12 protein-coding genes are annotated in these 13,756 nt (G+C 62.2%); 8 read left to right on the top strand and 4 right to left on the bottom strand.

Features of this window, described 5'->3' with window-relative positions; all coding sequences use genetic code 11:
• Position 1: 1 nt before the first annotated feature.
• Together MMG94_RS02825 and MMG94_RS02830 are read right to left on the bottom strand one after the other, a co-directional pair.
• Positions 2 to 1,081 (bottom strand): metallophosphoesterase family protein, encoded by a 1,080-nt coding sequence (locus MMG94_RS02825; RefSeq protein WP_016921025.1) that lies wholly within the window; start codon positions 1,079 to 1,081, stop codon positions 2 to 4.
• A 17-nt stretch (positions 1,082 to 1,098) separates the two neighbouring features.
• Positions 1,099 to 2,235: a cytochrome-c peroxidase gene (locus MMG94_RS02830; protein ID WP_026016406.1), complete on the bottom strand. Its 1,137-nt coding sequence runs from the start codon at positions 2,233 to 2,235 to the stop codon at positions 1,099 to 1,101.
• 365 nt (positions 2,236 to 2,600) lie between these two features.
• Here MMG94_RS02830 and MMG94_RS02835 point away from each other — a divergent pair, with 365 nt between their 5' ends.
• The 8 genes from MMG94_RS02835 (at position 2,601) to MMG94_RS02870 (ending at position 11,827) form a co-directional block, all read left to right on the top strand.
• A complete protein-coding gene (locus MMG94_RS02835; protein ID WP_016921028.1) occupies positions 2,601 to 3,638 on the top strand; it encodes a cytochrome-c peroxidase in 1,038 nt (345 codons plus the stop codon).
• Positions 3,639 to 4,341: 703 nt separating this feature from the next.
• Positions 4,342 to 5,112: a bacterial ammonia monooxygenase, subunit AmoC gene (gene amoC / locus MMG94_RS02840; RefSeq protein WP_026016562.1), complete on the top strand. Its 771-nt coding sequence runs from the start codon at positions 4,342 to 4,344 to the stop codon at positions 5,110 to 5,112.
• Positions 5,113 to 5,438: 326 nt separating this feature from the next.
• Positions 5,439 to 6,197, top strand: coding sequence for a bacterial ammonia monooxygenase, subunit AmoA (gene amoA, locus MMG94_RS02845; RefSeq protein ID WP_026016563.1), 759 nt, complete (start codon positions 5,439 to 5,441; stop codon positions 6,195 to 6,197).
• Between the two features lie 155 nt (positions 6,198 to 6,352).
• The gene (gene amoB, locus MMG94_RS02850) at positions 6,353 to 7,612 is read left to right on the top strand and encodes a bacterial ammonia monooxygenase, subunit AmoB (RefSeq protein ID WP_026016564.1); all 1,260 of its coding nucleotides are present in this window, start codon (positions 6,353 to 6,355) and stop codon (positions 7,610 to 7,612) included.
• Between the two features lie 404 nt (positions 7,613 to 8,016).
• Positions 8,017 to 8,631, top strand: a complete 615-nt coding sequence (locus MMG94_RS02855; RefSeq protein WP_016920586.1) for a hypothetical protein — start codon at positions 8,017 to 8,019, stop codon at positions 8,629 to 8,631.
• 84 nt (positions 8,632 to 8,715) lie between these two features.
• Positions 8,716 to 9,090: a copper resistance CopC family protein gene (locus tag MMG94_RS02860; RefSeq protein ID WP_244415399.1), complete on the top strand. Its 375-nt coding sequence runs from the start codon at positions 8,716 to 8,718 to the stop codon at positions 9,088 to 9,090.
• A gap of 123 nt (positions 9,091 to 9,213) precedes the next feature.
• On the top strand, positions 9,214 to 11,142 hold the full coding sequence (locus MMG94_RS02865; protein ID WP_016920584.1) for a CopD family protein: 1,929 nt from the start codon (positions 9,214 to 9,216) through the stop codon (positions 11,140 to 11,142).
• 79 nt (positions 11,143 to 11,221) lie between these two features.
• A complete protein-coding gene (locus tag MMG94_RS02870) occupies positions 11,222 to 11,827 on the top strand; it encodes a copper chaperone PCu(A)C (protein WP_016920583.1) in 606 nt (201 codons plus the stop codon).
• A gap of 213 nt (positions 11,828 to 12,040) precedes the next feature.
• Here MMG94_RS02870 and MMG94_RS02875 read toward each other — a convergent pair whose 3' ends face one another.
• A complete protein-coding gene (locus tag MMG94_RS02875) occupies positions 12,041 to 12,280 on the bottom strand; it encodes a hypothetical protein (RefSeq protein WP_016920582.1) in 240 nt (79 codons plus the stop codon).
• A gap of 178 nt (positions 12,281 to 12,458) precedes the next feature.
• On the bottom strand, positions 12,459 to 13,745 hold the full coding sequence (locus MMG94_RS02880; protein ID WP_016920581.1) for a glycosyltransferase family 87 protein: 1,287 nt from the start codon (positions 13,743 to 13,745) through the stop codon (positions 12,459 to 12,461).
• Positions 13,746 to 13,756 lie beyond the last annotated feature (11 nt).

Below are 13,756 nucleotides of genomic sequence, written 5' to 3' on the forward strand. Positions count from 1 at the left end.
ATCAATAATGCGCCTGCGCGATTTTGCGCCGCGTCGGGTCCTGATAGGTCTTGTCGACGGGATGGCCCTGGGCGGGGTCGAAACCGACGATGCGGGAATCGTTGTCCCATAGCTGATACCGCGCGGTGACTCTCCCCGAATTCACGTCGATGAGCTGCCATCCGGTGGCGTCGCGCTCGAAGAAAGGGTCGGCGCGGTTCATCGGCACGGTCAGCACCGGCAGATGGCTTTCCGCCTGCGCATAGGTCGACGGATAGGGCCAGGGCCATGAGGTCGCCATCACCGAATTGAAGGCGATGGCGCCGATTTGATTGTACTGAATTTGGTGCACATGGCCGTAAATGACGTTGACGTTTTTGAACGTGGAGAGAAGCGCCTGAACCTCTTCCGCGTCGTCCGTCCAGAAATTCCAGCCCTTGTAGATTTTCTGCAAAGGCGAGTGCGAGAAGACGACGATCGGCGTATCCTTCGAGACCTTCGACAAATCGTCCGCCAGCCATTTGCGCTGCTTCTCGCCCACCATGAAGGGCGAGCCGTTCGGATTGTCGAGCCCAGCCATTTCCAGCATGCGCCGTTCGGCGCTCGGCCAGCGATGAAAAGTCCACTCATCCGTCGTCAGGATCGAGTTCAGAACGATGAAATGCACGCCCTTCACGTCGAAACTGTACCATTGTGGGCCGTAAAGCTTCGACCAATATTCGCCGAGATCGAGATAATAATCATGCTCGCCCATCACCGCATGCAGCTTGCCTTTCAACGCGGAAAGCATTTCGGCGCCGTGATCCAGCTCCTCGCGCTTGCCAAGTTGCGCGAGATCGCCGCCAAACATCACGAAGTCGACTTCGGGCTGGATGAGATTGGCCTCCGCGACCGCGCGCTTGAGACCCATGTCCCAGTTGCGCACGAATTTCGCGCCCGCGATCTGCTGGATATGCGAGTCGGAGATATAGGTGAAGGACACGTCGTCGCGCGTTCCGGCGAAGGCGAGCTTCACCATGCTGACCGGCAGGGTCGTGAGCGTCCCTGCGACGCCTGCGGCGCCGGCCGCCATCACGCTGCGCCTGGTGACGAGTTTCGTCATGACTCTCTCCCTTGTCCTTATTTCTTTTGCGCCGCGGCGATGGACGGACTTGTGAGCGCCTCCAGGAAGGAGACGAGATCGTCGATCTGCCGGTCGGTGAGATCAAGGGGGCGAATGCCGCCCGAAAGATAGGGATTGACGGGGAAGGGGTCGCCCGGGCTTTTGCCCCCTTCATTATAATGCTTGACGACGTCCTTCAGCGTTTTGAGCGATCCGTCATGCATATAGGGAGCCGTCAGCGCGATATTGCGGAGCGTCGACGTCTTGAAGCCGCCGATCTCGTCGAAGGCGTTGGTGACCGCGAAACGGCCGAGGTCTGACGTTTTCGGATCGGCGAGCACCGCCTTATCGACGTCCGCGCCGGCGGATTTCGCCTTCAGAAACTCGCCGGCGAGCTTTGGAATATCCGACTGGATTCGATTTATCCCCACGCCGATATTGTGGAATTTATTGTCGGTGAATAGCGCCTGCGTCTGTTCGACGACGTGACAGGACACGCAGCGTCCCTGGCCGATGAAGACGTCAAAACCCCGTTTCGCCTGAGCGCTCATCGCATTGGCGTCGCCGCCGAAATACCATCGGTCGAAGGGCGAGTCGCCGGAGATGACGGTGCGCTCGAAAGCGGCGATGGCCTTCTTCACCTCCTCCAGCGAGACGTCCTTGCCGCTCTTGCCGAAGGCCTTTTTGAAGCCTTCGACATAAGCGGGGTCCTCACGCACAATTTTGAGGACCGGCGCATGATCCGTCAGCCCCATCTCGACCGGATTGACCATTGGGAACTGCGACTGATCCTCAAGCGACGAGGAGCGCCCGTCCCAGAACATCGACGTGAAATAGGCCGCATTGAGAACGGTCGGCGCGTTGCGCGTTCCTGTGAGTTTGTTGTGGCCCTGGGACGTTTTCAGCGGGCTGTCCGTAAAAGCCTTCGCGCCGTCGTGGCAGGTCGCACAGCTCACCGTTCCGTCGATCGAGAAGCGCTGGTCGTGGAAGAGCTTGTCGCCGAGCGCGATCTTCTCCGGCGTTTGTGGATTGTCCGAGGGGATCGGCACGGGCGGCAGACCGAGCGGCTCGGCGGCGGCTGAGCCAATTCCGGCGCCCAGCGCCATGGCGATAAGCGCCGTCGATGCGTTTTTCGTCCATCCAATGCGGCGCATCGCTTTTTTCCTCCCCCGACGCGCGACCTTTGGCGGCGCGCTTTTTTCATTGAGAATAAGGCGCGGCCTTTAGCGGACAAGTCTCCTTGCCATAATTACCCGGCGAATAATTGTCTGAAGCGCCGCCAAATGGGCGCGCGCCGTCGTCTGGCCGTCGCAAACTCATGAAATCGAGCGGCGAAGTCGCCGTCGCTGCTCCCTGACCGGCAATCCTGGGAAGGACCAGCCGGGGAGGGACCTGCGAGGCTGCGCCGAGGGCTTCCGCCCTGTCGGGCGTTGTGGTAGCCGGGAGCGCAAGCTTCGCGCGGCGGCGCGGCGGGGCGCCGAGCGTTCAACAAACCAAAGCTGCCAGGGAGAGAAAACCAATGTCCGGATTTCGGATCGCCGCGCTCAGCGCGGCGCTGCTGTTTCCAGTTATGGCTCAGGCGGGCGATCTGCGCGCCGACGCCAATGCGGTCTTCAAGCCGGTCGACGCCGCGAGCGTGAACGCGGTCGTCAAGAACAACCCGATCACGCCCGCCAAGGTGGAGCTCGGCAAAAAGCTTTTCTTCGAGCCGCGTCTGTCCAAGAGCCAGATCATCAGCTGCAACAGCTGCCATAATCTCGGCACGGGCGGCGAGGATTCCGGCTCGACCTCGATCGGGCACGCCTGGGCTAAGGGCCCGCGCCGCGCGCCGACCGTCCTCAACGCGGTCTTCAACGTCGCCCAGTTCTGGGACGGCCGCGCGGTCGATCTCAAGGCCCAGGCCAAGGGCCCGGTGCAGGCCGATGTCGAGATGAACAATACGCCGGCCGTCGTCGAGGCGACGCTGAAGAGCATGCCGGGCTATGTCGCCGAGTTCAAGGCGGCTTTCCCGAACGACGCCAATCCTGTCAGCTTCGACAATATGGCGAACGCCATCGAGGCCTTCGAGGCCACGCTGACGACGCCGAACGCGAAGTTCGACAAATTCCTGACTGGCGACGCCAGCGCCTTGAACGATACGGAAAAGAAGGGTCTGCGCCTGTTCATGGACAAGGGCTGCTCCGGCTGCCACAGCGGCGTCAATGTCGGCGGCAACGGTTATTTCCCCTTCGGCGCCGTGGCCAAGCCCGACGCGGCGATCCTGCCCGCGGCGGATCGCGGCCGCGCCAAGGTCACGAATAGCGACGCCGACGCCTTCGTGTTCCGCTCGGCCCCGCTGCGCAACGTCGCTCTGCGCGCGCCTTACTTCCACACCGGCTCGGTTTGGACGCTCGAGGAAGCTGTCGACGTGATGGCGAAATCCCAGCTCGGCGCGACGCTGACCCCGGATGAGAACGCCGCCATCGTGGCCTTTCTGGGCGCGCTGACGGGCGAGCAGCCCAAGGTGACCTATCCGATCCTGCCGGCGCGCACCAAGGATACGCCGCGCCCGCAGTAAAGGTTGAATAAGAGGGCGCGCCGCAACCGGCGCGCCCTTCGCATTTGGATCGTTGATTCTGCAAAACTGCTTTTTCCAGCCCCGCCGCACGCGCGAAAGATCGGTCGACGCCTCCGCTTCATCATTTTTTGGACAGAACGACGCAGTCCTGTTGGCGGGGCCATTCGCAATGGCGCCACGGTTTAGCCATCTCTCCGCCAAGCGGCGGCTTCACGCATTGTAACTTCATAAAAAACAATGCTGTCTCTTGGACCGCACCATACGCCCAACAGCCGTTATCCTACCCATTCAGCTGGTATTTTGCCAACCTACTGGGGTTGTTATTACTATTCGATAGACAGTTTTTAGCTATCTCAAGGGATATTGATATTATGTTGGTGAGGGGGAATGGTTGGGCCACGCTAGACAGGGTCTGGGGCTTGGTCTGGGAGGCCAAGCGATTTGGGTCCTGTTTAGGCGGCGACGTCGGTGTTCGTCCGATAACAACAAGCGGCGGCTTGGATTTTGGGGTCTTTTGGGGACGGCTGTTTCCGGGGATTTCGGGATTTGAGGGCTGCGTCAAGAAGGGCGGTAGGCGTGGGTCGACGTTTAGGACGTATCCCGCCGAACGTTTAATCAAACGAGGACGAAGCGGTTCCGTTCTGGGAGGCGGAGCTTTTACCGGTCACGCGCAATCCCTGGGAGCACATAGGAGGAGTTAAATATGAGCTCGACGACTAGCGCAGCTGCTGGCGCAGCTGCTGAGGTAGAGTCCGTAGTCGATCTGCGTGGCATGTGGATTGGCCTGGCTCTGCTGAACACGTTTTATCTGATCGTGCGCATTTACGAGCAGATCTATGGCTGGCGCGCCGGCCTTGATTCGTTCGCGCCGGAGTTCCAGACCTACTGGATGTCGATCCTTTGGACCGAGATCCCGCTTGAGCTGGTTTCGGGCCTTGGCCTCGCCGGCTATCTGTGGAAGACGCGCGACCGCAACGTCGACGCGGTTTCGCCGCGCGAAGAGATGCGCCGCCTGGTCGTTCTGGTGCAGTGGCTCGTCGTTTACGGCATCGCCATTTACTGGGGCGCGTCGTTCTTCACGGAGCAGGACGGCACCTGGCACATGACGGTGATCCGCGACACGGACTTCACGCCGTCGCACATCATCGAGTTCTACATGAGCTACCCGATTTATTCGGTGATCGCGGTTGGCGCGTTCTTCTATGCGAAGACCCGCATTCCGTATTTCGCTCATGGCTACTCGCTGGCGTTCCTGATCGTGGCCATCGGCCCGTTCATGATCATCCCGAACGTTGGCCTGAACGAGTGGGGCCACACTTTCTGGTTCATGGAAGAGCTGTTCGTGGCTCCGCTGCATTGGGGCTTCGTGTTCTTCGGCTGGATGGCGCTGGGCGTGTTCGGCGTGGTTCTGCAGATCCTGATGCGCATCCATGCGCTGGTCGGCAAGGACGGCGTCGCCCTCCTCACCGAGTAATCGCGGACAAAGCCGCCCGCGCCCTTTGGCGCGGGCGGCGGTTCGGGCGCGGAATTCTTTCGAAACGGACATGGGTCGGGTTTTGTCTGGCCGCCTGAGGCGGTTGGGTGGCTTGTCGCGTGTTGAAAACCGGGAGCAACCCGGTCGTTGCGGGGAAGGTTTCGCGGCGTCGCGCGGCATGCGCGGCGCGACTGGGAAAGCCGGGCGATGGGCGCGACGCGGTCATTGTCCGGGCGCGGATCCGGAGGGCGAGAGCGCTTTCGGGTCGGCTGCAAAAGAAAGCTCGGAGCGTTCAAGGCTTCCGAGAAACACCAAGGAGAAGAGTGATGTCACAATCGAAAAGCGGGGGGGCGGTCGGTCCGTTCAACTCCGTGGCCGAGGCCGCGGGTTGCGTCGCGACGACGGACTGGATGCTTCTGGTTCTGCTGTTTTTCGCCGTTCTCGGCGGCTACCACGTCCACTTCATGCTGACGGCGGGCGACTGGGACTTCTGGATTGACTGGAAGGATCGTCGTATGTGGCCGACGGTCGTTCCGATCCTGGGCGTGACGTTCTGCGCGGCGTCGCAGGCTTTCTGGTGGGTCAACTTCCGTCTGCCGTTCGGCGCCGTTTTCGCGGCTCTGGGCCTGCTGATTGGCGAGTGGATCAACCGCTACGTCAACTTCTGGGGCTGGACCTATTTCCCGATCAGCCTGGTGTTCCCGTCCGCTCTGATCGTTCCGGCGATCTGGCTTGACGTGATCCTGCTTCTGTCGGGCTCCTATGTGATCACGGCGGTTGTCGGTTCGCTGGGCTGGGGTCTTTTGTTCTATCCGAACAACTGGCCGGCGATCGCCGCCTTCCACCAGGCGACGGAGCAGCATGGTCAGCTGATGACGCTGGCGGATCTGATCGGCCTTCACTACGTCCGCACGTCGATGCCGGAATATATCCGCATGGTCGAGCGCGGCACGCTGCGCACCTTCGGTAAGGACGTTGTGCCGGTTGCGGCGTTCTTCTCGGGCTTCGTCTCGATGATGGTGTATTTCCTGTGGTGGTTCATGGGCCGCTGGTATTCGACGACGAAGGTCATCGACACCATCTGACGCGGGCCGCGGCTTTCGGTTCGCCGAAGCCCAACTCGAAAAGAGAAACGCGGACCGCATGAAGGTTGGATCGCCGATTTTCCGGTCGGTCCGCGGCTAAAAAAGTCGGCTGGCGCGCGAGGCGCCGGCCGGAAGAGAACCTGGGAGGTTTGTTCATGAAAAAGCTAGTCAAGCTCGCCGCCCTCGGCGCGGCGGCTGCTGTGGCGGCGACGCTCGGAGCGATTGCTCCGGCCTCGGCGCACGGCGAGAAGTCGCAGCAGGCGTTTCTTCGCATGCGCACGCTGAACTGGTATGACGTTGCGTGGTCGAAGACGACGGTGAACGTCAACGAGGACATGGTTCTGTCGGGCAAGATTCACGTCTTCTCGGCTTGGCCGCAGGCGGTCGCCAATCCGCGCGTGTCGTTCCTGAACGCCGGCGAGCCGGGTCCGGTTCTGGTTCGCACGGCTCAGTTCATCGGCGAGCAGTTCGCTCCTCGTTCGGTGTCGCTTGAGATCGGCAAGGACTATGCGTTCTCGGTCAATCTGCGCGGCCGTCGCGCCGGCCGGTGGCACGTCCACGCTCAGATCAACGTCGAAGGCGGCGGCCCGATCATCGGCCCCGGCCAGTGGATTGAGATCAAGGGCGACATGAAGGACTTCACCGATCCGGTGACGCTCCTTGACGGCTCGACCGTCGATCTCGAGCATTTCGGCATCAGCCGCGTTTACGCGTGGCATCTGCCGTGGATGGCGATTGGCGCGGCGTGGATTCTGTTCTGGTTCGTCCGGAAGGGCATCATCGCGTCTTATCTGAAGGTTGCTGAAGGCCGTCCGGACGACGTCATCGGCGATGACGACCGCCGCATTGGCGCGATCGTTCTCGCGCTGACGATCCTCGCGACGATCATCGGCTATGCGGTGACGAACTCGACCTTCCCGCGCACGATCCCGCTTCAGGCCGGCTTGCAGAAGCCGCTGACGCCGATCGAGACGGAAGGCACGGCGGGCGTGGGCAAGGAGCAGGTGACGACCGAGCTGAACGGCGGCGTCTACAAGGTTCCGGGCCGCGAGCTGACCATCAATGTGAAGGTCAAGAACGGCACGTCGCAGCCGGTTCGCCTCGGCGAATACACCGCGGCTGGCCTGCGCTTCCTGAACCCGTCCGTGTTCACCACGAAGCCTGACTTCCCGGATTACCTGCTTGCCGACCGCGGCCTGTCGAACGACGACACGATCGCGCCCGGCGAGTCGAAGGAAATCGTCGTGAAGATCCAGGACGCGCGTTGGGACATTGAGCGTCTGTCCGACCTGGCTTACGACACCGACAGCCAGATCGGCGGCCTGCTGTTCTTCTTCACGCCCGACGGCAAGCGCTTCGCGGCTGAAGTCGGCGGCCCGGTGATTCCGAAGTTCGTCGCCGGCGACATGCCCTAAGCGAACCCGCATCGCCTAACAATCATGCCGGCCGGACCAAAAGTCCGGCCGGTTCCCGTTTCAGGGGAGGGAAGGGCTTCTGTCGCTCGCGACGGCCCTCGCCGCCGGCGAAATCGCCGCCTGCCGCTCGTTCAGATATTTGCTCAAAATCAATTGGTGCGTCCTTTAGACGCAAATCGCGCCAAGGCTTTTCGCTCGCGCCTCAGCCCATTTTGGATGCAAAGTAACGCTTGACGGAGGGTCGTGTCGCGTTGTGGGTGGATTGCCGGGAAAGCTTCACCGGCTTAGAAGCGGGGCGTCGCCAAAGAAAGGCGGATGGCTCGGATGGCCGCGGCGGGCAGAGAGTCGATCAAACAAATAAATAGGTTGCGCCAAAAAGGCGCGTTCGACAGTCGAGGGAAGAAATGAAGAATTGGCGTAGCCTTGCGGCGGCTGTATTGGGCGCCGCGCTGTCTTTCGTTCTTGCGCCGCAGGCGCGCGCGGAGGGCGGGGCCGGACCGGAAGCCATGTCCATGGGCAATATGTGCATGGTCATGTTTGGCTACGACATGATCCATATCACCGTCTTCCAGCCGGACAAATCGCGCAGCGAATATTGCAGCGAAATTCCGGCGACCGGCCGCACGATCATGGTGTTCGATCTGGAGACGCCGTCCTTCCGCGATTTGCCGCTCGAATTGCGCGTCATCCGCGATCCGCTGACGCCGGTCCTGCCGACCGGCGCGGAGCTGGAGGCGCTCACGGAGCTGCATCTGCCCGCGAAGAAATACACCAAGGGCACGTTCAGCCTGGAGCATAATTTCGAGAATAACGGCCACTATATCGGTCTCGTGACCCTCACCAAGGAGAATGGCGAACAGCAGACCGAGCTGTTCAAATTCATGGTGGGCGAGACGCTTTGGGCATGGGTGCCGCAAATCGCCGGGACGATCCTCATCGCCGGCATGGTGTTCGTCTACTGGAAGCACACGCATCCCTCGCCGAAGAAGACCGCGCCGAAGGAGACGGCCGCTTCTTGAAGACGCGGGGTCCGCTGCGCATCTGTCATGCAACGAGAAAAAGTGGGGCCAAAGCGCCTCGGGGGAAATGTCATGAAGGTTTCGATGAACAAGTCTTCGCGTCGCATCCTTGGCCCGCTCCTCGCTGGCGTTCTTGCCGTCCTGGCGGGTCCGGCGCTCGCGCACTCCTTCCTCGTCGAGGCGACCCCCTCGTCGAAGGACCATGTCGCCGCGTCGCCCAAAACCGTGAAGCTGCGTTTCGGCGGCGGCGTCGAGCCCAAATATTCGAAGCTGACGATCGAGGACGCCAGCGGCAAGGTGCTCGGCGAAGGCGCGATCGGAACGCCCGACAAGCCGCGTGAGCTTTCGATGGACTCGCCGGAGCTGGCGCCGGGGAAATATGTCGTCCGCTATCGGGTGCTTTCGACCGACGGCCATATCGTCGAAGGCAATTACGAATTCACCGTCGATCCGAAATAGGCGCGGCTGGATTTAAAGCGGATCGCATAAGGGCGCGCAAGTCGGCGCGGAGCGTGTCGGCTCCACTCACGTCGCGCGGCGCTTTTCATCGATCCGCGGAACGGGTCAGGGCGAGATCCCACAATGTATCTTTCTCTCGCATTCATACGCTTTCTGGAAAGCCTTCCGTCGGCGCTGGCGGTCGGCCTGCTCCTCATGCCGCGTCTCATCGGCGAGGATTCGGGTCGGTTCAAGATACCCGTCGCCGCCGCCGGCGTCCTGCGGGCGCTGCTCGGCTTCCCCGCGCTCTATCTGATCGCGCGCAATATCATTCCTTCGGACCGCCCGCTGGATTCGAGCGTATTGTGGGAATTTGCGCAGGGAACCAGCGTCGGCAAGGCGTGGCTCGCGACGCAACTGCTCGCTTTCGCATTCGCGGCGCTGACCGTTGCGCGTATTTTCGTTTCCTCCGATCTTCTCGACAAGATCACGCTCGGCGCCGGCGTCGCGGTGCTGGCGGTGGTTTCCGTGACGGGCCATGCGATCGACGATGGTCTGCCGCTCTGGACCCAGATCAGCTTCGTCCTGCATACGGCCGCCGGTCTGACTTGGCTCGGGGGCCTGCTTGGCCTCGTCTGGTGGATGTTCACGGCGCATAGCAAGCCGCCGGAGGTCGCCGCGCAGCTCGCCGAGCGCTGGTCTCTGGTGGCGAAAGCCGCCGTCGGCCTGGTCGCCGTGACGGGCGTGGCGATGGCTTATGAAAATGTCGGCAGCGTGCCGAACATGCTTGCGACGCCCTATGGAAGGCTGTTGACGCTGAAACTGGCGCTGCTCTGCGCGGTGCTGCTCTGCGCCCTCGCCATCGTGCGATACATGCATGCGCGCCCCGCAAATGGACCCTTCAATGTCGATTGGGTCGGCAAGGTCGGAAGCCTGGAGGCGGTCTTCGGCCTGGGACTTCTCGGCGTCGCCGGCTACATCGCGGTGATCACGCCCGCGTCGCATGAGACGGATATTTACTGGCCGCTGCCGTTTCGCCTGTCTTACATCGCGACCTGGGGACAAAAGCCGATCTTCCCGTCGCCAATCTGGTGGTGGGCGATCGCTTCCGGGGTCCTCGCCATCATCGCGGCGCTGGTCTGGTGGACGCCCGCGACGCGCGAGAAGCGTCTCTACGCCACGCCCGCGGCGACGATCGCGGCGCTTTTCTGCCTTGCGGTTTCCTTTTCGACCGAGGCCTATACGGACACCTACAACGATCCCACTCAGGATTTCACCGCGGAATCGATCACGCGCGGCATGACGGCCTTTCAGGAAAATTGCGTCGGCTGCCATGGGCCGATGGGCGAGGGCAACGGCCCGATGTCCAAGGATCTGAAAAATGCGCAGGGCCTGAAGGTCGAACCCGCCGACCTCACCGCGCCGCATGTCGGCACGCATACGATCGGGGACATCTTCCATTGGCTGACCTTCGGCGGCCAAAGCGGGGTGATGCCGAGTTTCTCCCATGTGCTCGACGTCGACGACCGCTGGGACATGATCAATTATCTCCTGATCCTGTCGAGCACGAACCGCTCGCGCTTCATCGGCCCGCAAGCCATGATCCAGTGGCTCATCGCCCCCGATTTCGCGCTGGTCGATCCCAAAGAGGAGATTACCACCTTCTTCAAGCTGCGCGGGAAGCCGACGCTGCTGTCATTCGCGCGCTGCACGGCGGCCGGCGATGAGAAGAAGGAGCTCGACGCCAGCCTCCTTAAGGCGGCCGAGGCGGCGAAGTCCGCCAGCGTCAATCATGTCACCGTCTATACGGGCGATTGCCCCGTGGAGGCGAAGGGCAGGGAGGCGTTGCATCCCGCGGCGGTCGAAAAGGCCTATTCGGTCATCAACCGCTACCCCAACGTTCCATATACGAGCGAGATCGCGCAGGCGCATTTCCTCGTGGACCGGTCCGGCTATGTGCGCGCCCGTTTCAAAGCTTTCGGCGCGGACGACGGCAGCGCGACGCAGTTCGCCGGGCAGGCGGCCATGATGGCGAACGAGCCGCTGGTCGAGATCAGCCTGCACTCGCACTGATGTGCGGGCGCGTGGTCAAACAGGCTGGGGGCGCGTTTTTCGAGCCGGCGGGAAAGCCGGCCGCATTAGGGAGAGAAGCATGATGATCAAGCGGCGTGATCTTTTGGCCACTGGCGGCTCCGTGCTGGCTGGCGCGTTCATGGGCGTCTTCGTTCCCCTTCGCGCCGCCAAGGCGCATGAATATGACGTCGGCAAGCTCAAGGTCGAGCATCCCTGGCTGCGCGCGCCGGCCGACGGCGAGAAGAACGCGACCTTCTACGCTTTCCTGCACAATAATGGCGACACGCCGGACAGGCTGATCGCCGTCAAGGTCGAGAAATTCGAAAAGGCCGTCATTCACGGCGACCCGAAGAATCCCGACGCCGAAACGCCGATCGTTCTTCCGCCGAAAACCACGGTGACGGCGGCGCCGGGCGGCGTCTATGTCGCGCTCATCGGCGCCAAGAAGCATCTGGAAGTCGGCTGGGGCCTTGAAATGACGCTCGTCTTCGAGAAGGCCGGCGAAGTCGTCATCGACGCTGCGATTGACGCGCCGGACGCCAAGCACGCCCATGACGCGGAGGCGATGGAGCGTTGGGAAAAGGCTCACAACAAGGACACGTCGGGCCCGAAGGACGCCGGCCATGACGCTCATGGCGGCCATGAGCATCACCATCACGACGATAAGAAGGAAGGGGCGCATTAAGCGCTCCGGAGCCTCGAAGGCTTCGTGGTCGGCGCAAACGGAAACCCCCGCCTGGATCGGCGGGGGTTTTGCTTTTCTTTGTCCGGAGCGCGCAAGCGGTCGTCGCTCTTCCTGCTCCCCTGTGGGCGCAGCGAGGATCCATCGGTCAGATCCGCCTGCAAAATGTAAACGCGCGCCCAAGGGCGCGCGCCACGATCTCCTGACTGCGGACGATCAGCGGTCGACGCTGACAAGCCGGCCAGAAAACTCCATCGTGTCCGATACAGGCGTCACGCCATTCTGCGCCGAGTTGATCGGCAACGCGAAACCGAGGACGAAAGCCGCCGTCGCCATAGCCGCTACCAGCAAAATAGACACGCGAAATTGGCGGCGGGCCGACTCGCGATCAAAGCTGCGCGTGAAGGCCGGTTCAATCTGATCGTCGAATTTATCAACGAGCGACATCGTCTTCATCCTTTTCGGGTCTTCGCCCTTGCTTTTCCCATCAGTTGCGGCCTCTCCCTCTGCCGCGACAGGCAAGCTTCCGACGTCTCTGCGTAGGCAAGCTTGGAATAAAAACGATTTTGGGCTCGAAAAGTTGCATCGCCGCTTCGAAATATTCATAAAATTTTAAGATGTTTCCGCAACGGGGTTAACGGTCGGCAAAGCGGATGTCCGAAACTCCGGGATTTCGCGACGGGGCCGCGGCCGGCAAATCTCCGTCAAGTTTTGAACTTCGCTTGTTTTTTTGCTCCCCAAGCGGATGCCGGACCGTCGCCGCGTAGAAAAGAGCGAGGGCGAGGATTCCGATCGGCAGATGGAACGCCATCGCGACTGGCCGGGCGATCAGCGGGGCGACATAGGCAAAGCCGAGCGCCGATTTCTCATAAGGCAGGAAGCCTTTCTCAAGTCCATGCGAGAGGAGCAGCGCCATAGCCGGCGCGAGCGCCATCATGTCGTAGTCGAGCGAATAGGGCGTCGACAGAAGCATGGCGCCGATCGTCGCGGCCGCCTTCACCCGCGCGTCGGCGGCGGAGCGCAGCAGCCAGACGAGCGCCGCGAGCGCAATGACGGTCGACAGTCCCTGGCAGAACCAGGCGGCGGACGCGTCGCCGCCCAAGAGCCGCACGGCGGCGAAGACGCTCTGGATTTTCTCGAAGCCGGTCGCGCCTTCTTCCAGGATACGGCGCGTGAAACCGAGGTTCTGGAAGAAGGCGCGCCAGCTCTCGACCCCGAAGGTCATGACGCTTGCCGCGGTCATGATCAGGAAGGTCGCGGCGGCGCCCGCCAGCGCCCGCCAATGACGGCCTATCAGCAAGGCAAGGGGAAGCGTGAGCGCAAACTGCGGCTTGTAGGCGAGGAGCGCGAAGAACGCGCCGGCGATCAACGGCCGCCTGTCGAGCAGGATGAAGCCGCCGCCGAGCAGCGCAGCGGTGAGGAAGCCGTTCTGACCATGGCCGAGATTCACGATGACCGCCGGAAAGGCGAGCGCTGCGACCAGTATGTCGCGTCGTCCGAGGCCCGACCGGCGCAGGATCGCGAGGATGGAAAGGACGTAGAGCGCCAGCGTCCCGAATTGCCATAACGCCAGCGCGGGCAGATAGGGCAGGCGCGCGAGCAGCGCCGCCGGCGCCAGAAAATAGGGCGGGTAGTGCCAGCCGAAGACGCCCGTCCGGGGGCCGAACTCGGCGCGTTGCGCCTCGGCGTGGCGCACAATGTCGAAAGGCGCTTCCGGATGTCCGGCGAGGACTTCCTTGCCCGCGACCCAGACCTGGCTGAAATCCGAGCCGAGCGGCAGATTGTTCGGCCCCATGCGGTTTTGCGAGGTCGCGACCGCGCCAAGGACGGCGAGCGAGAAGAAAGCGAGCAGGATGAGGGGATAGACGCGCAGACGCTCCGGCGTCATCCAGTCGCCGCTTCTGATTCTCGCCAGCATCATTCCTCCCCTTC

Source organism: Methylocystis parvus OBBP (genome assembly GCF_027571405.1).
Classification (GTDB): Bacteria; Pseudomonadota; Alphaproteobacteria; order Rhizobiales; family Beijerinckiaceae; genus Methylocystis; species Methylocystis parva.